This window comes from Vibrio nigripulchritudo ATCC 27043 (assembly GCF_000222685.1).
GTDB lineage: Bacteria > Pseudomonadota > Gammaproteobacteria > Enterobacterales > Vibrionaceae > Vibrio > Vibrio nigripulchritudo.
In genome coordinates, this window is record NZ_AFWJ01000289.1 from 96043 (window position 1) to 117664 (window position 21622).

Annotated in this window: 20 protein-coding genes; 10 read left to right on the top strand and 10 right to left on the bottom strand. The window is 46.4% G+C overall.

All coding sequences use genetic code 11. The features are described from left to right. Nucleotides 1–29: 29 nt before the first annotated feature. Complete coding sequence (locus RH89_RS22975) at nucleotides 30–1196, top strand: MFS transporter (protein WP_004407192.1); 1167 nt, start codon at nucleotides 30–32, stop codon at nucleotides 1194–1196. Beyond that, nucleotides 1189–2313 carry a class II histone deacetylase gene (locus RH89_RS22980; protein ID WP_004407194.1) on the top strand — a complete coding sequence of 375 codons (1125 nt, stop codon included), beginning with the start codon at nucleotides 1189–1191 and terminating at the stop codon, nucleotides 2311–2313. Before RH89_RS22975 ends, RH89_RS22980 begins: the two co-directional genes overlap by 8 nt. A gap of 62 nt (nucleotides 2314–2375) precedes the next feature. Here the strand turns inward: RH89_RS22980 and RH89_RS22985 are convergent, their stop codons facing one another. After that, a complete protein-coding gene (locus RH89_RS22985; RefSeq protein WP_004407196.1) occupies nucleotides 2376–2879 on the bottom strand; it encodes a GNAT family N-acetyltransferase in 504 nt (167 codons plus the stop codon). Next, nucleotides 2863–3390 carry a ubiquinone anaerobic biosynthesis accessory factor UbiT gene (gene ubiT, locus RH89_RS22990; protein ID WP_004407198.1) on the bottom strand — a complete coding sequence of 176 codons (528 nt, stop codon included), beginning with the start codon at nucleotides 3388–3390 and terminating at the stop codon, nucleotides 2863–2865. Before ubiT ends, RH89_RS22985 begins: the two co-directional genes overlap by 17 nt. Nucleotides 3391–3585: 195 nt before the next feature. On the opposite strand from ubiT, the gene RH89_RS22995 reads away from it, so the two are divergent. From RH89_RS22995 to RH89_RS23005, 3 genes are all read left to right on the top strand, one after another. Beyond that, the gene (locus RH89_RS22995; RefSeq protein WP_004407200.1) at nucleotides 3586–5622 is read left to right on the top strand and encodes a putative bifunctional diguanylate cyclase/phosphodiesterase; all 2037 of its coding nucleotides are present in this window, start codon (nucleotides 3586–3588) and stop codon (nucleotides 5620–5622) included. 107 nt (nucleotides 5623–5729) lie between these two features. Then, nucleotides 5730–6743, top strand: a complete 1014-nt coding sequence (gene ubiU, locus RH89_RS23000; RefSeq protein ID WP_004407202.1) for a ubiquinone anaerobic biosynthesis protein UbiU — start codon at nucleotides 5730–5732, stop codon at nucleotides 6741–6743. 16 nt (nucleotides 6744–6759) lie between these two features. Then, a complete protein-coding gene (locus RH89_RS23005) occupies nucleotides 6760–7635 on the top strand; it encodes a U32 family peptidase (protein WP_004407203.1) in 876 nt (291 codons plus the stop codon). A 131-nt stretch (nucleotides 7636–7766) separates the two neighbouring features. Here the strand turns inward: RH89_RS23005 and secF are convergent, their stop codons facing one another. The 7 genes from secF to RH89_RS23040 form a co-directional block, all read right to left on the bottom strand. Continuing rightward, the gene (gene secF, locus RH89_RS23010) at nucleotides 7767–8714 is read right to left on the bottom strand and encodes a protein translocase subunit SecF (RefSeq protein ID WP_004407204.1); all 948 of its coding nucleotides are present in this window, start codon (nucleotides 8712–8714) and stop codon (nucleotides 7767–7769) included. A 9-nt stretch (nucleotides 8715–8723) separates the two neighbouring features. After that, on the bottom strand, nucleotides 8724–10580 hold the full coding sequence (secD, locus tag RH89_RS23015; RefSeq protein WP_004407205.1) for a protein translocase subunit SecD: 1857 nt from the start codon (nucleotides 10578–10580) through the stop codon (nucleotides 8724–8726). Nucleotides 10581–10601: 21 nt separating this feature from the next. Next, nucleotides 10602–10934 (bottom strand): preprotein translocase subunit YajC, encoded by a 333-nt coding sequence (gene yajC, locus RH89_RS23020; protein WP_004407206.1) that lies wholly within the window; start codon nucleotides 10932–10934, stop codon nucleotides 10602–10604. Nucleotides 10935–11021: 87 nt separating this feature from the next. Next, nucleotides 11022–12152 carry a tRNA guanosine(34) transglycosylase Tgt gene (tgt, locus tag RH89_RS23025; RefSeq protein WP_004407209.1) on the bottom strand — a complete coding sequence of 377 codons (1131 nt, stop codon included), beginning with the start codon at nucleotides 12150–12152 and terminating at the stop codon, nucleotides 11022–11024. Nucleotides 12153–12340: 188 nt separating this feature from the next. Continuing rightward, nucleotides 12341–13393, bottom strand: coding sequence for a tRNA preQ1(34) S-adenosylmethionine ribosyltransferase-isomerase QueA (gene queA, locus RH89_RS23030; protein ID WP_004407212.1), 1053 nt, complete (start codon nucleotides 13391–13393; stop codon nucleotides 12341–12343). Nucleotides 13394–13568: 175 nt separating this feature from the next. After that, a complete protein-coding gene (locus RH89_RS23035; protein WP_004407214.1) occupies nucleotides 13569–14744 on the bottom strand; it encodes a S1 family peptidase in 1176 nt (391 codons plus the stop codon). 182 nt (nucleotides 14745–14926) lie between these two features. Next, nucleotides 14927–16447 (bottom strand): alpha/beta hydrolase, encoded by a 1521-nt coding sequence (locus RH89_RS23040; protein WP_004407216.1) that lies wholly within the window; start codon nucleotides 16445–16447, stop codon nucleotides 14927–14929. 317 nt (nucleotides 16448–16764) lie between these two features. Between RH89_RS23040 and RH89_RS23045 the strand changes: the two genes are divergently transcribed. From RH89_RS23045 to RH89_RS23055, 3 genes are all read left to right on the top strand, one after another. Continuing rightward, nucleotides 16765–17208, top strand: coding sequence for a CBS domain-containing protein (locus RH89_RS23045; protein ID WP_004407221.1), 444 nt, complete (start codon nucleotides 16765–16767; stop codon nucleotides 17206–17208). Between the two features lie 185 nt (nucleotides 17209–17393). Next, the gene (locus RH89_RS23050) at nucleotides 17394–17918 is read left to right on the top strand and encodes a PadR family transcriptional regulator (protein WP_158091129.1); all 525 of its coding nucleotides are present in this window, start codon (nucleotides 17394–17396) and stop codon (nucleotides 17916–17918) included. 4 nt (nucleotides 17919–17922) lie between these two features. After that, nucleotides 17923–18918, top strand: coding sequence for a BtrH N-terminal domain-containing protein (locus tag RH89_RS23055; protein ID WP_004407225.1), 996 nt, complete (start codon nucleotides 17923–17925; stop codon nucleotides 18916–18918). A 6-nt stretch (nucleotides 18919–18924) separates the two neighbouring features. Here the strand turns inward: RH89_RS23055 and RH89_RS23060 are convergent, their stop codons facing one another. Further along, a complete protein-coding gene (locus RH89_RS23060; protein WP_004407235.1) occupies nucleotides 18925–19830 on the bottom strand; it encodes a hydrogen peroxide-inducible genes activator in 906 nt (301 codons plus the stop codon). A 188-nt stretch (nucleotides 19831–20018) separates the two neighbouring features. Here RH89_RS23060 and RH89_RS23065 point away from each other — a divergent pair, with 188 nt between their 5' ends. Both RH89_RS23065 and RH89_RS23070 read left to right on the top strand, forming a co-directional pair. After that, nucleotides 20019–20627, top strand: coding sequence for a peroxiredoxin C (locus tag RH89_RS23065; RefSeq protein WP_004407238.1), 609 nt, complete (start codon nucleotides 20019–20021; stop codon nucleotides 20625–20627). A gap of 217 nt (nucleotides 20628–20844) precedes the next feature. Continuing rightward, the gene (locus RH89_RS23070) at nucleotides 20845–21588 is read left to right on the top strand and encodes a copper homeostasis protein CutC (protein ID WP_004407241.1); all 744 of its coding nucleotides are present in this window, start codon (nucleotides 20845–20847) and stop codon (nucleotides 21586–21588) included. Nucleotides 21589–21622: the final 34 nt, after the last annotated feature.

Sequence of the window (21622 nt, forward strand, 5' to 3'; positions counted from 1 at the left end):
ACTCTGAAATCAGCGAAAAGGACAACGCTATGAGAAACACAAGTTCCGCCCCAGATGAAATTCGCATGGTTACCGCTCTGGTGATCATTGCCGCTTTCATGCCAACGATATTGATGGTTGCCCCTGCAATCGCAGCTCAGTTGGCGCAAGAATATCAGTTAGGTCCTGCCCAAATCGGCAGTGTGATTTCCTCCGAACTGGCGGGAATGAGCCTCGCTACTTTGCCAGCCTGGTATTGGCTGCACAGGTTTAGCTGGTCAAATCTGGTTCGAGTCTGGATAGCTGCGTTTGCCATGTGTAACGTCATCAGCGGGTGGATGAGCAGCGCTGAAAGCCTGATGATAATGAGATTTGCGAGTGGAGTGGCGGGCGGCTCGCTGATGATCATTTGCTTGTCGGCGGCATCTCACACCCAAAATCCAGACCGGGTTTACGGATTGTGGGTACTCGGGCAACTTGTCGTCGGTGCCATTGGGCTGGCTTTCTTACCGGGATTGTTTGAAAGCTATGGTCTGAAGGTGGGTTACTGGATATTGGCAGCCATTGTGTTGTGCTGTTTCCCCCTAAGCCATCGATTTGTGACAAACAACCAGCAGAAGGAAGAGGCGTCCAGACAAAAGCTGGGGACGCTGGCGCTTGCAGGACTCGCAGCCGTGCTTCTTTTCTACGTGAGTCTGAATGGCGTGTGGACGTTTTCAGGTATGTTTGCTGAACGATTATCTCTGTCTGCGGAACGAACTGGAGATATTCTGGCAATTGCCACGATTTTCGGAATTGCTGGCGCTTTGTGCGCTTCCTGGGTTGGTGACCGCTGGGGGCGCTTTCTTCCTTTGTTTGCTGGGTTTGGCATGATGATCGCCGGAACCTACCTACTCAGACAGCAAAGTGAGCTTATATATTCTAACGCCACTTTTCTTTTCAAGTTCGCCTGGACTCTTGCCCTGCCCTTTATCTTAGCCACGCTTGCCAGAATCGATCATCAAGGACAACTGATGAACAGTACCAATTTGGTGATTGGCGGAGGGCTGGCAATAGGACCTTTGATATTTGGACACTTGCTTGAAGCAGGTGTAGCCATCGACCAGCTGATTATTGTTGCCTGCATTACCGCGCTCATTTCTTTCTTACTTTTGGTCTTTGTTCAAAACGCCGCTCACTCTTCTTCTCAACCTATCAAAGGAGCCCAACATGATTAGTAAAACTGGATTTCTCTATGACGAACGCTGTTTCTGGCATACCGCTGGTGAGCATGCACTGATTCTTCCTATTGGCGACTGGGTACAACCAATGGCTGCAGGCGGACATGCCGAGTCTCCCGAAACAAAGCGACGCTTTAAAAATCTGTTAGAAGCTTCTGGGCTATCGTCGCACTTAGCAATGAGCAGCGCCCCACCCGCATCTGAGGCACAGCTTCTTAAAGTTCATCCAGAGCACTACCTGAATGAATTTAAATCGCTCAGTGACCAGAAAGGGGGCGAGCTTGGCTTATATGCACCATTTGGCAAGGGGAGCTATGAGATTGCCAGTCAGTCGGCAGGATTAGCGTGTTCAGCCGTAGACAGGGTAATGCGAGGTGAATGGAAAAACGCCTATTCCCTTTCGCGACCACCGGGTCACCACTGCTTAGCCGATAAAGCTATGGGCTTTTGCCTGTTTGCTAACATCGCCATCGCGGCAGAACACGCCATATCTGAATACGGAGTAAATCGCATAGCGGTTATTGACTGGGATGTTCATCACGGGAACGGCACACAGGATATTTTCTATTCGCGTTCCGATGTGCTAACGATATCTATCCATCAGCAAGGCTGCTTTCCACCGGGTTACAGCGGTGTGGAAGATACAGGGTCAGGTAATGGGCAAGGAAAGAACATCAACGTTCCACTGATGCCAGGTGGTGGTCACCAGAGTTATCTGGATGCCATGGAAAACATCGTGATTCCGGCGCTTCATGCGTATAAGCCTGAACTGATTTTTGTTGCATCCGGTTACGACGCCAGTGGTGTCGATCCGCTGGCCAGGATGCTGGCGCACAGCGATACGTATCGTCAAATGACGAAAATGACGATGGAGGTTGCGAATCAACACTGCGAGAACAGGTTGATTGTGGTTCACGAAGGCGGCTATTCAGAAGCGTATGTGCCATTTTGCGGGCTCGCCGTCATGGAAGCACTGACCGATATAAGAACAAGCGTTGAAGACCCGTTGCTGGATTTAATTTGTGCTCAGCAACCCGACCAAGACTTCGTTCAGCTCCAACGCGAGAAGATTCTAGCTATGTCGGAGCGTTTCGACTTACTAAAACCCAGCTAGCGTCTTGTACATCAAATGAAAGAGGGAGCCAATCGGCTCCCTTCTGAATGATTCTGGTGCTTTTACAGTTCTGAAAACTCTTGGCTGTAAAAGATTTTTCCCGACTTCCCGTCTAACTCGCCTTCCATCAGTTCTTGAATTTGGAAAGCGCCTTCCGGTAACTCCCACTGAGTGTCCATGCCATATTTAGCCGCACTTTCAAAACCAAAGCGACCGTAAAACTCAGGCTCGCCAAGCACGACACATGCTGGGTATCCCAGCTCTGCCAGAGAAGACAACCCTTCTTTGATTAACTCCGAAGCAATTCCCTGACCGCGGTACTCTTCTTTAACCGCCAGCGGAGCCAGTCCCTGCCAGTTGTAATCTTGCTGTTCCAGAGTGACCGGGCTAAACAGAATGTAACCCACAACTTCACCTTCATCACTGCATGCCACCAGCGATAGCGTTCTTTGTCCATTTTCCATCAAACGGCTAACCAGCTCTGCTTCAGCGTGAGTCGGAAACGCTTGTTTAATCAGTTGTTGGATTGGCAGAATGTCTGCCGGTGCTTCAGTTCGAATAAGCATTCATCACCTCTTTGTTGTCGGGCGGTGATTGTAGCCCTTTTTGTACAAAGTCGGCTAATTGATTTAGCAAAGTGTTAAGTGGTTTCGGCAACGCATCCAAATCCACACTGTCCATTAAGTTTTTTACTTCCAAACCTAGCTCGGTGTCACCCTCGATTTTCAATCTGCGCTGGAAAAACAGGGTATCAGGGTCTTCTTTTCTTCCGGCAATGAGAACCAAATCATTCAGGCAACCACTGAAACTTACATCTTGGCACTCAGAGTCTCGTTTTACGACCAGCGCATCATTGTTATAGCTGATAAACCATTGAAGCCCCAAATCCGTCACTTCAACTTTCAGCCATTTGTCTTGTAAAAATTCAAAATCGCCGTCTTCCAGCGCTTCTTGGAAGACCTGTTTTAAGCCTTCTAGCATCGCCTTGTTTTGTAGTGTTTCAGGTAAGAATTGGACTGGAGATCTCAAAATGGAAGCAGCGTTATGCACTAATTTGGTGCGCAATAGGTTAAACACGATAATATCTCTCTGAAATGCCATATCCATGCAATAGTAGAGCAATGTTTGTCTCGAATTTATGTTATGTATCAAAAAAAGCTCAGCTAGGTCTTGGATCGCTTTAACATCTCGTATATCAAGGTTATAGTTAACTTATCGACCCGCACCCGTAGGTGTTCGCTTTACCTCCCCCGGAGACTCGGTAACAGATTGATGCCAACAGAACAATTACAACACTGGTTTTCAAAACTCACTGATCACAGTCCGTTTTTCTTTGCCATTTTGGACAGGCAACACAATTACCGCATGGTGAATGCCCGTTATTGTGAAATTGCAGGCTTAGAAAGCGATGAATTGGTTGGCATGCGAGACACGCAAGTGCTTGGCGAAGCCTTTTACCGCAATCTGAAACCGTACTATGAACGCGCATTTGAAGGGGAATCGGTGGAAGCCGAAATCACTTTGAATGACCACAGTTTAGAAACCAGTCTCCACTTCAGTCTTTCACCAGTTATCGGTGATCACACGGTCGAATATATTGCATTTCATGCGATAGATACCTCTGAAAAACAAATACTTGTACGTTCTTTAGAAGAATCTGAAAACAAATTTTCAAAGCTGACAGAACTGCTTCCTAACGGGCTTTTGTTAGTTGAAGATGGCTGCATCATTTCTGCCAATGCTTCGGCAGCGCGTTTGCTTGGTTTTAACTCTTCCACCGAATTGTTGGGTGAAGAACTAAGCCGATTGTTTATTGATGAAAAAACCAAGCGTACCTTTGGCAATCAACTCGTCAACATGGTGGCTGAAACTCACCTGACCTGCTTAACGGGTGCTCGTTGCGGCATTGAAAGACGCGTTTCATTACAGGCAGAGCTCACCAGCTTGCTAGGAAACCAGTCTCACATTGTATTGGTACAGGGGCTGGATGAAGCGGCGAATGATTCCTCCATTGGTCAGAACGAAACGCATATCGATTCACTGACCAAGCTCTACAACCGCTTTGGTTTCACTAAACGTTTAGAGCAATTTATTCAAAACGAAACGCCATTAGTGATGCTGTACCTGGACATTGATAACTTCAAAAACATCAATGACTCCCTCGGTCATCACATTGGCGACAAAGTCATCAAAGAAGTTTCTTCCCGTTTGCAACGCCTTCTGCCAGTGCAAGCGGTGCTCGGTCATTTAGGAGGAGACGAATTTGGCATCATCCTTCCTGAACCAGACCACAACCGCACAGTAGATCAACTTGCGGAACGCATTATCTCTCTGATTAACCAGCCTTTTGACCTTCACCACTTTAGTAAGCGTTTAGCCTGCTCAATTGGTAGTGTGTGCTACCCGGGAGATGGGCATGATGCACGTATTTTGCTGCAAAACGCCGATACCGCGATGTACGAAGCGAAGGACAGAGGTCGCAACCGCTTAATCAAATTCAACGACCAGATGAACAAAGAAGCGCGCATGCGTCTGTGGCTGGAAATTGAACTGCAAAAAGCGCTGCAACAGAATGGTTTGGAAGTCTGGTATCAACCTAAAGTGAACGCCCGTGATTTCAGCATCAATGGTGCAGAAGCACTGGTTCGCTGGAAACACCCGGTTGAGGGTTACATCAGCCCAGGCGCATTCATTCCAGTCGCTGAAAAGGCTGGCTTGATTGAACACTTGGGTCGTGTGGTGATGCGTGAAGTATTCTCAACGGTGAAGCGCTGGAAAATGCAGGGTATTTTACCCGGTCGAGTGGCGATCAACCTTTCTCCTGAACAGTTTGGTAACCCTAAGCTTATCGACTACATGGAAAAGCTGCTTAGCACCACGGAACTTGATCCAAGCTGCATTACGTTCGAGCTGACAGAAAGTGCCGTGATGAGTGACAGTGACCACACACTGCAAATGCTTAACGCCATCAAAAACCTTGGCTTTGCCCTTTCTATCGATGACTTTGGTACGGGTTACTCCTCTTTGTCTTATCTTGCCCGATTCCCGCTAGACGAATTGAAGATAGACCGAGCCTTTATTACCGATTTAGACACGCTGCCAAAACAGCTTACCGTAATTGAAAATATCATTAATCTCGGCAAGTCTCTGAACCTGGTTGTGGTAGCGGAAGGTGTCGAAACCACTCAGCAGGCAACTTTGCTTTCTAATCTGAACTGTCACTCCATTCAGGGTTACCACTTCTACCGTCCACTACCAAAACAAGACATCGAAGAATTGCTGGTTCAGAACCGCCGACACAAGAATTGATATCTCCCAAGCGAATCTGAGTAAAAACTGCCTTATATCAAATCCCGTCCTGCCAAAGCTTTTAAAATGCTCGATTACTAACAATTAAAATCAAAGGTAACGAGCGTATGGAACTGCTATGCCCTGCTGGCAATTTACCCGCTCTGAAAACCGCCATCGACTGTGGTGCCGATGCGGTTTATATCGGGTTCAAAGACGACACCAACGCCCGACATTTCGCTGGTCTGAATTTCACTGGAAAAAAACTGGATAAAGCCGTGCAGTATGTGCACGACAATCACAAAAAGATTCATGTCGCGCTAAACACTTTCGCTCACCCTAATGGGTTTGAAAGGTGGACAACGGCTGTTGATACTGCCGCTCAACTCGGGGTTGATGCTCTGATCGTGGCGGATATTGCAGTGCTCGACTACGCGGCTTCTAAATATCCACACTTGGAGCTTCACCTGTCCGTTCAGGCGTCGGCAACCAATGTGGCGTCCATCGATTTTTATCACAAAAACTTCAATGTGAAGCGCGTGGTCTTGCCTCGCGTTTTGTCCATTCATCAAGTCAAACAACTGGCTCGTAATATGACCAGTGATGTTGAACTGGAAGTGTTCGCTTTTGGCAGCCTTTGCATTATGGCGGAAGGTCGTTGCTATCTGTCCTCTTACATGACGGGCGAATCTCCAAATACGGTGGGAGCTTGTTCACCTGCCAAATTTGTCCGCTGGCAGGAAACCGAAAAAGGTCTGGAGTCACGCTTAAATGACATCCTGATTGACCGTTATGGTGAAGGTGAAAATGCCGGGTATCCGACATTATGTAAAGGCAGATTTGATGCAAAAATTGACGGTGAACACAAGCGCTACCATGCACTTGAAGAACCAACCAGCCTGAATACTCTTTCATTGATTCCAGAGCTGTTTGCCGCGAATGTGTCTTCCGTCAAGATTGAAGGTCGCCAGCGCAGTCCTGCGTATGTCGAACAAGTTACCCGAACCTGGCGCGCTGCCATCGATCGCTATCAAGCCTCTCCTGATTTGTATCGAGTAGAAGAATCATGGGACGCGGCGTTAGCAAACGTATCTGAAGGCACCCAAACAACGTTGGGCGCTTACCATCGAAAATGGCAGTAAGCAGGAATCAACAACAATGAAATATGCTCTAGGTCCCCTGCTGTATTTCTGGCAGAAGGATGACGTTGAAAGTTTTTATCACCAAGCACAGTCCAGTCAGGCGGACATCGTTTATCTTGGTGAGAGTGTCTGCTCCAAGCGCAGACTGGTAAAAATGAAAGACTGGCTGGAAATGGCAAAAGCTCTTGCTGGCTCAGGAAAGCAGGTGGTGTTGTCGACCATGGCACTGTTGGAAGCGCCTAGCGAAGTCAATATCATGAAGAAATACGTCGACAATGGTGATTTTGCCATTGAAGCGAATGACGTGTCTGCCATTCAGTTAGCGTCGGAGAAAGGCGTTCCTTTTATTGTCGGTCCCGCCATCAACGCATACAACGCGCACACTCTGAAACTGTTTCTTAAACAAGGGATGATTCGCTGGTGTATGCCCGTGGAACTGTCCCGAGACTGGCTGAACAATGTTCTTCAGCAATCGGAGCAACTCGGTATTCGCAATCAGTTTGAAGTGGAGGTGTTTGGTCACGGGTATCTTCCCCTCGCCTATTCCGCAAGATGCTTCACGGCAAGAGCGGAAAACCGCCCCAAAGATGAATGTGAGACCTGTTGTATCCGATACCCGAACGGATTAAAAGTCAGCAGTCAGGAAGGGCAAGAAGTCTTTACATTAAATGGCATTCAGACTCAATCAGGCTACTGCTACAACCTGATAAACGATCTGGCTGGTATGCAAAATCTGGTCGACGTAGTTCGTCTCAGCCCGCTTGGTGTGGAATCACTCAAGGTCATCGAACAATTCAAAAATAATGAAGATGGCACACAACCTGTGCCGCTTAATAATCGAGACTGTAACGGCTACTGGCACCAAATCGCTGGTTTGAATACTGTTAGCTAAAATCTGTATCCCCCAAAACGGAAAAGGTCTGATTCCGAAAAACATCGAAATCAGACCTTTTTAATAAGATCAGCAATAAACTGTTCACCGATTCTGAACTGAGATCAACCCAGAATCGGATGGAAAGCGCTTTAAGGCAACTCTTCCAGTTCTTCGCCTTCTTTTTCTATTTGCGGTGGCATTAAGTGCTCGCGAGTGATGCCAAGCTTGAGTGCCAGTGCCGATGCAACGTAGATAGAAGAATACGTACCAACGGTAATACCCAGTAGAAGTGCTGTTGCAAATCCGTGGATCATTGCACCACCTTGTGTAAACAGGGCGATAACCACAAACAACGTTGTACCAGAGGTGATCAAAGTACGGCTTAGTGTTTGAGTTACGGAGTTGTTCATCACTTCAGCAGGTTCACCTTTACGCATCTTGCGGAAGTTTTCACGGATACGGTCGAATACAACAATGGTGTCGTTCAACGAGTACCCGACTACGGTGAGCAAGGCGGCGACGATGGTTAGGTCTACTTCGATTTGTAAGAAGGAGAACACACCTAAGGTGATGATGACATCGTGTGCCAGTGCCAATACCGCACCTGCAGCCAGACGCCATTCGAATCGAATCGACACGTAGATCAGAATACAGATCAACGCCGTCAGAATTGCCAGACCACCCGCTTCGGTAAGCTCGTCACCAACGTTAGGACCAACAAATTCGATACGACGCATTTCCAGGTTTTCACCTGTGCCTTCTTTAATGGCATCCAGAATCTGATTACCCAGCGTTTCACCTTTCACGTCATCACGTGGACGAAGGCGAACCATCACGTCACGAGATGAGCCAAAGTTCTGCACTGTGGCATCGCCAAAGCCTTTCGCTTCAAGTGCCGCACGTACTTCTTCAAGGTTTGCTGGTTGCTCAAAACCAACTTCGATCAGCGTACCGCCAGTGAAGTCTAAGCCCCAGTTCAAACCTTTACTTGCCAGAGTACCAATTGCACCGATGATCAAAACTACTGAAAGGAAAAATGCCCCTTTCGACCAACGCATGAAGTCGATCGTTTTTTCTGTTTTCAATATCTGAAACATGATAATTCCTTAGATCGACAACTTGTTGATTCGCTTACCACCGTAAAGCAGGTTCACGACACAACGTGTACCAATAATGGCAGTAAACATGGAGGTCAGAATACCGATAGACAGTGTAACGGCGAAACCTTTGATCGCACCTGTACCAACAGCAAATAGGATAATTGCTGTAATCAGAGTGGTGATGTTGGCATCGGCAATGGTACTGAATGCGTTCGCATAACCCTGATGAATCGCTTGCTGAGGGTTACGCCCATCTCGCAATTCTTCTCGGATACGTTCAAATATCAGTACGTTAGCATCCACCGCCATACCAACAGTCAGTACGATACCTGCGATACCCGGTAGCGTCATGGTTGCGCCAGGAATCATAGACATCACACCAATGATAAGGATGATGTTGGCAATCAGAGCCAGGTTGGCAAACACACCAAACTTACGGTAGTAAACCAGACAGAACAGCATTACAGCGACTAAGCCGAAGATACATGCCTGAATACCCATATCGATGTTTTGCTGACCCATTGAAGGACCAATTGTACGCTCTTCTACAATAGAGATAGGCGCAATCAGCGCACCCGCGCGAAGTAACAACGCCAGGTTGTGTGCTTCGGCAGCAGAATCGATACCAGTGATTCGGAAGCTACGACCCAGAGCAGTCTGGATTGTTGCCTGGTTGATGACTTCTTCGTGCTTATCCAGAATGACTTTGCCTTCTGGAGTACGGCGACCACTGTCTTTGTACTCTGCAAATACGGTAGCCATCAGCTTGCCCACGTTCTTCTTAGAGAAGCTGGACATCTTGCTGCCGCCTTCGCTGTCCAGGTTAATGTTAACCTGTGGACGACCATATTCATCAGCGCTGGAGCTTGCATCAGTAATGCTTGAACCACCAAGAATGATGCGTTTTTTCAGAACAACAGGTCTGCCGTCACGATCAAACTTGATTTCACTGCCTGCTGGCGCACGACCACGTGCAGCGGCTGCAAGATCAGCTTTGTCATCGACTTCACGGAATTCAAGCGTTGCGGTCGCACCCAGAATTTCTTTAGCACGTGCCGTGTCTTGAACACCCGGTAATTCAACCACGATGCGGCTTGCGCCCTGACGCTGAACCAATGGCTCAGCAACACCCAGTTCGTTTACACGGTTACGAAGGATAGTGATGTTCTGTTCAACGGCGTAGTTGCGGATTTCCTGCAAACGCTCTTCAGTAAAGGTCGCACGAAGAGAGAAGCGACTGCTTGTACTGGTATCAATGAAAATCATGTCCTGATGCGTTCGTTTAAGAAGACGCTCAGCCTGTTCTAACTGTTCTTCATCTCGCAGAACAATTTCAACAGCTTCATTGCCAGATTTTCGAATTGCACGATAACGAATACGTTCTTCACGAAGCTCACTACGGAAAGCTTCTTCTTGCTGACCGACCAGTTTTTCCATCGCTGCGTCCATATCCACTTCCATCAGGAAATGAACACCACCACGCAGGTCCAGACCCAGCTTCATTGGCGTCGCTCCAATGGCATCCAACCATTCTGGAGTCGCTGGTGCCAGGTTCAGTGCCACGATGGCATCTTTGCCTAGCTCAGAATTGATCGCGTCACGCGCACTGATTTGAGTATCGGTATCTAAAAAGCGAACAAGAATGGAACCATCTTCAAGCGCGATGGATTTCTTAGGGAGATTTTCTTTTTCAAGAACTTCGGTAACAGCATCCAGCGTTGACATATCGACTGAGGCACCACGTGCCCCAGTAATTTGAATAGCCGGATCTTCACCATAAATGTTTGGAAGTGCATACAATGCGCTGACGAGGATGACGAGCACCACCATCAGATACTTCCACAATGGATAACGGTTTAACACAGCGAGGATCCTTTAGCTGTTTTATAGAGATTTCAGTGTACCCTTTGGCAGCACAGCGGTAACAAAGTCTTTCTTGATGGTTACTTCGTTATTGTCGTTCAGTGCAATCGAGATGTAGTCGTTGTCTTCAGAGATTTTAGAAATCTTACCAACCAGACCGCCATTCGTTAGCACTTCATCACCTTTCTGCATACCAGCCATCAGGTTCTTGTGCTCTTTTGCACGTTTGGCTTGCGGGCGGTAAATCATGAAGTAGAAAATCACCGCAAACATACCCAACATGATGATCATTTCAAAACCACCACCTTGTGGAGCACCCTCACCCGCGGCGTGTGCAACAGAAATTAAACTCATTGAGAAACATCCTCTATATTATTTTATTTAGTAGTCAATAAATTGGGACACACTGCCTGGCTTTCAAGAGCCAGGCAGCACGAACAACTATTTATTTAACGGTGGCACTTCGCGATTGCGACGTGCGTAAAATTCTTCAACAAACTGGTCGAAGCGATCTTCATCGATTGCGTTTCGGATACTCTCCATTACGCGTTGGTAGTAACGCAGGTTATGGATAGTATTCAGCCTTGCACCCAGAATCTCATTACAGCGATCTAAATGGTGCAGGTATGCCTTTGAATAATTTTTGCAAGTGTAACAGTCACACTCAGGATCCAAAGGTGTTGTATCCGTTTTATGTTTCGCATTACGGATCTTGATCACACCACCGGTGACAAACAAGTGTCCGTTACGCGCATTTCGTGTAGGCATCACACAGTCGAACATGTCGATACCACGGCGTACGCCTTCCACTAAATCCTCTGGTTTACCAACGCCCATCAGGTATCTAGGCTTATCTATCGGTAATTGAGGGCAAGTATGTTCAAGCACTCGGTGCATGTCTTCTTTTGGTTCGCCAACTGCCAAACCACCAACGGCATAACCGTCGAAACCGATGTCTGTTAACCCTTTAACGGAGACATCACGCAGGTCTTCGTAAACGCCGCCCTGAACAATACCAAACAGTGAGTTCGGGTTTTCCAGCTTATCGAAGTGATCACGGCTGCGCTGTGCCCAGCGTAATGACATCTCCATCGATTTCTTAGCTTCGTCATGAGTCGCTGGGTACGGCGTACATTCGTCGAAAATCATCACGACATCTGAACCCAAATCTTTTTGAATCTCCATGGATTTTTCTGCATCCATGAAAATCTTGTCACCGTTGACCGGGTTACGGAAATGCACCCCTTCTTCAGTAATTTTGCGAATATCACCCAGGCTGAATACCTGAAAACCGCCTGAATCGGTAAGAATAGGACCGTGCCAGTTCATGAAATCGTGCAGGTCACCATGCATTTTCATTACTTCCTGACCAGGGCGAAGCCATAAGTGGAAAGTGTTACCAAGCAGGATTTCAGCACCAGTTCCTTTCACTTCTTCCGGTGTCATCCCTTTCACAGTACCGTAGGTACCCACTGGCATGAATGCCGGGGTTTGTACTGAGCCACGTTCAAAGGTCAGCTGACCACGACGAGCATTGCCATTTGTTTTTTTTAGTTCGTACTTAAGTTTCACGAAGCCTCCAATACGCCAGAGAAACAATCTGACTATTTACTTACTGTGCGCCAATCAGCTTTAGCTGGTCGCGCTCCTTCATACTCTATGGATGGAGTATGACAGGATTATCCTTTCCTAATGAATTTCACTGGCTCCTTGAGTGAAACAACCGGGAGTATATCGAAATACTCCCGTTGAATGTCTGATTAGCCGCGCTTTTTGGAAATAAACATCGCATCGCCGTAACTAAAGAAGCGATATTTTTCTTTCACAGCATGCTCGTAAGCTTTCATTACGTTGTCGTAGCCAGCAAAGGCACTTACCAACATGATGAGGGTAGATTCAGGTAAGTGGAAATTAGTAATAAGGCAATCCACCAACTGGTATTCATAACCCGGGTAAATGAAAATTTCCGTGTCGCCAAAGAAAGGCACGAGTTCTGTTCCTTTCTTGATGGATTCCTGAGCCGCACTTTCTAGTGAGCGAACCGATGTTGTTCCAACAGCGACAATGCGCCCGCCACGTGCTTTGGTTGCATTAATGGCATCCACCACTTCCTGCGCTACCTCTACATACTCCGCATGCATATGGTGGTCATTGATGTTCTCTACGCGAACAGGCTGGAAGGTTCCTGCGCCGACATGCAAAGTAACATACGCAAATTCGACGCCTTTTGCTTTGATTTGTTCCAGTAATTCTTCATCAAAATGCAAACCAGCGGTTGGCGCAGCAACAGCACCCGGTTTTTCGTTGTAAACCGTCTGGTAACGCTCTTTATCTGCATCTTCATCCGGGCGGTCAATGTATGGTGGCAATGGCATGTGCCCGATATCGTTTAGGATATCCAACACATTCTTCTCGGACTTGAACTTGATCTCGAATAGAGCATCATGGCGAGCCACCATTTCTGCCAGATATTCGTCATTTTCACCCAAATACAATTCTGTACCTGGCTTTGGCGGTTTAGAGCAGCGAACGTGCGCAAGAATGCTGTGTTCGTCCAGTACACGCTCAACCAACGCTTCGAGTTTACCTCCCGATGCCTTGCGACCAAACATACGTGCCGGAATCACACGGGTATTATTGAATACCAATAAGTCGCCTGGCTGTACCTGTTCAAGTACATTTTTGAAAGTGCCATCGGTGACTTTTCCGCTATTTCCGTCGAGTTGAAGCAGTCGGCTAGCCGTACGTTCAGGCTGAGGGTAACGAGCGATAAGCTCATCTGGAAGTTCGAAGTGAAAATCGGATACTTGCATTGCTTTTGGTCTTTATAAAAATGACTGAGAATTACGCAGGACAGGTAGTATAGGCTTGATAAAGTCAATAGCAAGCTTTGCGCAGTGCTTTATTGTAAACGGGCGTATCCCGTCATTGACAGTGCGTTGATTGGTCGATGAAAAACGCCACTCCTAGGAGTGGCGTTATGACGAGTTATTTTCGGCGAATCCAGCCAAGAAGACCGATTGCCATCAGGAACCACAGCCCTGGAACAGAAGCCCCGTCCGGCTGCTTAAAATTGCAATTTGCTGTAGAGATGCTGTTGTTGCATTTCGATTCTTTGTCTGCCTGCTCTTCCGCTTCAATCACAATGTTGGGTTTAGTAACGGCACTACCCGGCAGGCTTGTGGCATTGACGTAGCCGTAGATCCAAGAATAGTAGGTGCTGACTTTCGAGTAAAACGCAGGCTTGGTGAACGCCCCACATGTTGGCGTAACGAAAGGTCCGCCACTCACTATGCCGACCTGAACATCGTCACCGTTGTTTTTCTTCGCCATCAGCGGACCACCGCTATCACCTTTACAGGTATCATTGCCGTAAACTGTACCTACATCTTCATCCAGCGTGAATTTTTGTGTTGGAAGGGTACAAATCTTGGTTTGGTTAGCGCCTGAATCAATAATAAAGGCAAGCTCTGGAATGGTGAGCAGCCTGACAAAACATTCCGCCGTTGGGTAAAACGCCAGGCGGGTTGTTAACAGCTCATCCGTACGCTTGCTGGCACTTGGGTCGGTGTATCCCCATCCAAATGCATCGGTATTGGAAGGTCGGTTATTATTGGTTTTGGTATTTTCGGGTGTCTGAGCATCTTTCCATTCTTTGTTGAGACGAGTTTCTATTTCACTCATTTCTGCAGAAGATGCCAGTTTAACTGGTGTAACATCGGCGACAGGCAGTTGCAGACGAATCAAAGCAACATCATTGTCCAGCGCCAGACGCTCTACAATGCTGCTTCCATCTGATTTTTTAATGATTTTCGCTGCATCGCTGTATTGCGGGTGCACAACAACATGGCTTGCCATGTAGAAATCACGCGCTACAGCCCCTTTCAAAGATTTGGATCGGACCGTAACTGTAATGTCGCTGGGGTGGCTGACTTTATATTGCCCGTTATCCAGTGGAAAAACGACACAGTGGGCAGCGGTCAGAACCCAATGTTCAGCCACTAATGTACCACCACAAAACGGCATTTCTGCCATGTCACCAGAACGAATCGAAACACGGTTTCCTGATGTCGCATCGGCTACCACTGTACCTTCAACTATGGCAGACGCACTTGTGCTTAACAAACCAGACGCTATAGCCATACTTGCTAGAATTTTTTTCATGTTTATGCCTTGAACTAACCTTTCTGGCCACAGTGTGAAAGATTCATTTTGAGCAAAGAACCATCAAAAAATACTTATGCGAGACGTGACATATAATCGTTTGTTTATAAAAAGAAAAATTTTCACAAAACCGTTTTATGAGTCGCAAAAATGCCCTCCTTTGGAGGGCATTGAAGATTGGTTTATTTCAACCATTCAATCATGTCTTTCAGAGTCTGCCTGGCTGCCGCAACACCAACCTCTCCACCAACATCACAGAGCCCGTTACCACAGGTATCAAAGTGGTGACCTGCTTTCTCGAGCAAGTGCAGCTCACTTCCATTTGCACACTGAATCACTTCTCTTTGATCAACAAATTGCAAATTAGCTTTCTGCGCTGGTCCGTTCTCAATATCTCCACTTACTGCGTTACATAGCCTCAATGCCTGACTCACCGACACAATTTCATCCGCCATCCCATGTGTAATGAACATTGCTGGTGTGTTTTGAGGATCCGCTTCGACGGCTTGCAGCAGGCTGTTTTTCGTGATGATTGGCTCTGAACCCGTTAATTCATCCCAATGAGTCTTACCTGTTAGCGTTGTAATCATCCAGCCAATGTAGTTACAGTCCAGCGTATTTTCATCTACTGAGTCACAACGAGACAGATACTCGTCGTTCTGAACTTCTTTCAACTGATGCGCGAAATCGGGAACCGGGAACATTGGCGCAATTTTTTCAATCACGCCAGGGAATTGCTGAGCAAGCCATACAGACATATGACCACCAGCAGACTGCCCCATGACCCGGACAGATTTATCACTCTGGGTGAATTTGTGATTGTTTGCCTGAACCCATCGAAACGCGTCTTTAATATCCTGTTTACTGTCTTCAATGGTGACACCATTACACGCAGGTCCCGCATCTCCAAGTTCGCCAGCAATTCGGTAAAACGGCATGTAAACCACAAAACCAGCTTTGGTAAAGTGAGCAATCTGAGTTTCAGCAGAACGACCTGTTTCGAGCCTTTGTAGCCATCCACCACCGTGAATCATCACAAGAGGTGTACCATTTTGCAGATCTGCATTTTTATACACACGCATTTCCAGATGACAGGTTCCACGATCACCATAAGTGGTTTTGTAGGTATTGCGTTGCAATAAAGGAAGTTCAGTAAGATCGTGCTCAAGCGTTGAAATTGGGAGTGCGGCGTGATGACCTGGCATCCACGCATCCTGAACGTAGTTTAAATCCTGACTGTTACCGTAATTTTCACCTCGGTAGTCAAAATCTCTGACGCAGTAATTTACCGCAGCTTCATTCTTATACTCCAAGCTGTTCTGACATTGGCTGTCAGAGTAGTACCAGTCTCGACCTGCATTTGCTGTATCAACTGTCAGGCACTGACCATGTCTTTGGTACAACTTCGGCAAAAATTCAGGTCCATTTTGAGCGTACACCGCACGAAAACAGTACGCTGCGTTCTGTTTCAGGTACTCAAGTTCGGGGTTGTTATCGGGGTTCTGAAGTAGCTCCTGCAAACGAGCATCATGGTGTTTCAGGTATCCCATACTGGCATCCCAATGCTTTCCTGGTGCTGTCGGTTGTCCGGACAGGTAAAGGTTAAGCAGTACATCAGGCAGTTGAGGTTCTTGTTCATTAGCGTAGGCAGGTAAGCTGCTGACGAGCACTGAGAGTGCCGCCAGTGAGAGTATCTTTTTCATGTCAGTCCTTCATAGTTATTGGGATAGGTATTCCTTGAATCCACTTATTGGTATTGAATACGTGCTTTGTAGCACATAGCCCTACCCCTTCAGAGTCTGATTTATCCCGAAGAATGCATCGAAGCACTGATACAAAAATATGCGATCAACTGCATGAAATTAATTGGGCTAATTGATAGTTTTGTTCGGTAAATTGATCCCGATTATCCCTCCCCGATTCTTTTGAAAAATTAACCTAAAATAGAGATTCACCTCCCAGTTCATATGCAGATTCCTACCTATATTGAAGGTAGGAAGACAATAAGCAGGAGGTCGAGATGATCAAAATTGAAGATATGATGACTCGCAACCCTCATACTCTTTTGCGGTCTCATTCCCTACTAGATGCCAAAAACCTAATGGCAGAACATGATATTCGACATGTTCCGATAATCGATACCGACGCCAGACTTTTAGGCGTTGTTTCCCAACGTGATGTGCTTGCCGCTCAGGAATCGGTGCTGACCAAAAAAGCCACATCGGATTCCTACACACTGACAACACCGTTAGACAAAGTGATGGCGACAAATGTCATAACAGTCGCCCCTAAAGCTGGCTTAAAAGAAAGTGCCATTTACATGCAAAAACACAAAATAGGATGCTTGCCTGTTGTAGAGCAAGGCATCTTGGTCGGTATCATTACCGATACGGATTTTGTAGGCATTGCCATTAACTTGCTGGAAATTGAGGAAGAAACAGAGCCAGAAGCAGCAGACTTTTAGGTGCTCTCATATACCTAGGGTCTGTTGACCCTAAACAACCTGCGCTGACGCGCTGTCAGCGCTCTTATCAACTCCACTTCTTATAAATGAAACAGTAAATCTCTATTTAAATATTTCACTAGTGTTATATTTAAATGGTGTATTAGTGATAAATTACGTGTTTTATGATTTCCAATGCAGAGCTGATGCTCCTACATCTTTTAGAAAGTGAAGGTTCAATGTCCGGTTATGAGATAAACCGGCTAGTTGAACAGCGTGGTTTTCGTGAGTGGGCAGACGTAGGCATGACCTCCATTTACGTCAGCTTAAACAAGCTACTGAAAAAGGAATACGTCAGCTTTCAACTTGATACCAACAAGAAAGGCAAAGGGCCGGTTCCAAAGATTTATTCACTGGAAGAGCCCGGTATTCGAACCTTAACCGACGAAGTGTATTCAGCTGTAACTACAGTTTCTCAGCAAAAATCACGATTCCGGTTGGGGCTGGCTGCCATATCCCTGTTCACCCCCGAAGCCAGAATGGAACTATTAAATTCGAGAAAATCGGCATTGGAATCGCATTTATATCGCCTTCAAAGCGAGATATACCCTCAGCAAGGGGGCGATTCTCTCCCATTAGAAGCACGTTGGCAGTTTCAATATTCATTCAACACTCTGCAAATGGAAATCGCATTCGCAGATAAACTATTACGTGATTTGAGCGAGGCTTGATTCCATGGCTATTCTCACCCCTTTTGAATCTTTTGATGGCGTTCACTGTGAAACCAATACGATAGGCAATTTATTAAAGCACATTGATATTGAGCTCTCTGAACCTATGCTTTTCGGGCTTGGAGAAGGGCTTGGGTACATATACTGGAATATGAAAGGCATGGATTTTCCTTTCATTGGCGGTCGCACAAAACCCGCTGAAATCACTCAACGACTTGCGAAAAACCTCGATTTGAATGTCGAGTTTAAAGAGACTGGTTCAACCAAAAAAGCGTGGAAGAATGTCCAACAAGCATTGGAGTCGGGCTCTGCGGTTGGATTACAACTGGACTGTTATCACCTCGACTACTTTGGTGCCAAAGTCCATTTTGCTGGTCATTTCGCTGCCATGTATGGCTTTGATGATGACTTCGCTTACATGATAGATACTCAGCCCAAGCACGGGAAAGTGAAGTGTACGTTAAGCAGTTTAGAGAAAGCGCGAAACGAAAAGGGACCTATGTCGGCGAAAAATCGCATATTCACCATCTCTGCCAGTGATAAGCCACTGAAGATTGACGAAGCGCTACGAGTCGCGATTACCAACAACGCCAATACGCATCTTTCACCTCCGATCAAAAATTTTGGTTATCAGGGCATATTAAAGACCAGCCATGAGCTAAAAAAATGGTTCAGGCAGAGTGACAACCTGGAATATGAATTCACAACAACCGCCATGTTGATGGAAAAAGCTGGCACTGGTGGTGCCATCTTCCGAAACCTCTACCGTGATTTTTTGCTGGAAGCCTATGAGAGGACTGGCATTACTACTATCAAAGAAGCGCATAATGCCTTTAAAAGCATCGCTGAAAACTGGACAGAAGTTGCGTATCACATAGACAACTCTGGAAGAGAGAAAGACGAGCACCACTTACTGAAAGCTTGTTCTTTACTCGAACAGCTTTCAGACATGGAATTCCGTGTAATGAATGATTTGAAAGATGCGTTTAAGGGCTATTGACTGACCCTAAAGCATCTCAGACACAAGATCCGCCAGAACATGGAAGCTTTCCAGGCGTGAGGAACTTGGTCGCCAGACAAGCCCAATATCTCTATATGCGTGCTGACCTGGCGGTTCAATCACAACAAGGTTCTGGTTCTCAAGCAAACCATGTTCAATCGCCATTTGAGGAATAAAAGTGGTGCCTAAGCCATTGGCAACCATTTGAACCAGTGTATGCAAACTGGTCGCGGTAAACGGATTGATTTTCTCTTTCTTGGTTAACTTACACGCAGACACAGCGTGCTCAGTCAGGCAGTGTTCATTCTCAAGCAAAAACACAAACTCATCGGGCAATTCATCGTAACGAATAGGAACGCGAATGTTGGACGCCTGATTGGCGCTGATGACCATTCTAAATGGGTCTTTTCCGACAATTTTACTTTCCATTCCGCCAATATCGACTGGCAGAGCAAGTATCAATACATCCAGCTCTCCATGTCGAAGGGCAGTAAGCAGATTGGAGGTGGTATCTTCACGTAACAGAAGGTGGAGTTGCGGATAGCGCTGATTCACTTCCTGAACCAGATCACTCAGCAAAAAAGGCGCGATGGTTGGAATACACCCGACTCTAAGCTGCCCTTGCATTGACTCTCCCTGACACAAACTGCCCAGTTCAACTAAATCTTGCCCTTTGGCTAAGAGCTCTCGCCCTTGTTGCACAACTTTGTCACCAACAGGAGTAAAAACCAGTGGGCTCTTTTTGTCTTTCTTTTCATACAGTGGGCAACCGATCAACTCTTCAAGGTTTTGAATCCCTTTACTCAGCGTTGATTGGCTTACAAAACACTTCTCTGCAGCTTCGCCGAAATGTCGGGTTTCAAAGAGTGTAATCAGGTAATGCAGCTGCTTTAAACTTGGCCACTTATTCATATGATATGTTTACGTTTTTATGAGAGTTTTATGAATTGATTACGAAATGAGCTCATCGTTTTTTTCGATTAACTTAATCTATTTATTTCGCTTTTTTCTATCCTACTTTATGTACTATAGTTTGTCTCGTTGAAACATGGAGCCAATTCACAATGGTTGGCAAATAACTCTATTTTAGGAGCAAAAAAATGGTACTAGTAGGTCGTCAAGCCCCGGATTTTACTGCTGCAGCTGTTCTAGGTAATGGTGAAATCGTTGAAAACTTCAACTTTGCAGAATTCACAAAAGGTAAGAAAGCAGTAGTATTCTTCTACCCTCTAGACTTCACATTCGTTTGCCCATCTGAGCTAATCGCTTTTGATAAGCGTTTCGAAGACTTCCAAGCGAAAGGCGTTGAAGTAATTGGTGTATCTATCGATTCTCAATTCTCTCACAACGCATGGCGTAACACTGCTATCGAAGATGGCGGTATCGGTCAAGTTAAATACCCTCTAATCGCTGACGTTAAGCACGAAATCTGTAAAGCTTACGACGTTGAGCACCCAGAAGCTGGCGTTGCTTTCCGTGGTTCTTTCCTAATCGATGCTGAAGGCGTTGTTCGTCACCAAGTAGTGAACGATCTTCCTCTAGGTCGTAACATCGACGAAATGCTACGTATGGTTGACGCACTGAACTTCCACGAGAAAAACGGTGAAGTTTGCCCAGCACAGTGGGAAGAAGGTAAATCTGGTATGGACGCATCTCCAAAAGGTGTAGCAGCATACCTGTCTGAGCACACTTCAGACCTAGAAAAGTAATTGCCACTTAACCTCACCAAGCTCAACGGTGAGTGTGGCTGGAAAATATAGCAAATAGCAATCAGCCAAATATAAAGTCGTAGTTAGCCTAATTTAAGCCCAGAGTGAGAACTCTGGGCTTTATTTTTTATGGTCATGAGCCCCAACTCACATCCTCAATATTTTGATTTGGCTATGCTAAAAATTCCAATCCTTAGCTATAGGTGCCTCTTCACTTATGACCTACCAACTTGAAGTCTGTATCGACAACCTGGAATCTCTTCAAAACGCTTTAGAAGGCGGAGCCACCCGAATTGAACTTTGCTCGTCGTTATCCCTTGGAGGCTTAACACCCAGTGCAGGACTTATGAAACAAGCTTCCCGACTGTCGAGTGTTCCTGTATATGCCATGATTCGCCCCAGACAGGGGGACTTCTTATTTAACGAAGCTGACGTTGAATGCATGTTGGATGACATCGAAATGGCAAAAGATGCAGGTATGGATGGCATAGTGATAGGAGCATTAACCGCCGATGGTCAGATCGATACGGAGACGTGTGAAAAACTCGTCTCTGCAGCAGACCGAATGGGCATCACCTTCCACCGTGCAATTGACCAGTGTCGAGACGTGGAACAAGCTATTGAACGCATTATCGAACTAGGATGCGAGCGAGTATTAACGTCCGGTCAAGCTAAAGACGCACTGTCAGGCATTGATATGCTTCGAAAGATGAGAGACTTGGCAGAAGACAAATTAAGTATCATGGTTGGTGCTGGTGTGAATGCTCAAAACGTCAGTCAAATTCTCGATGAAACTGGCTCGTCTGAGGTTCACCTTTCAGGCAAATCCAGCCGTAAAAGCCATATGGAGTTCATCTCCAGCGCAGCGCAGATGGGAAGTGAAGAGGTCGACGATTTCGCTATCCCCGTCACCAGTATCGACGCAATACGTGCCGTATCAGAAATACTGCAATCGCGTTAGCCCTTTAATTTCTTGATTCGGCTGATACTATGAA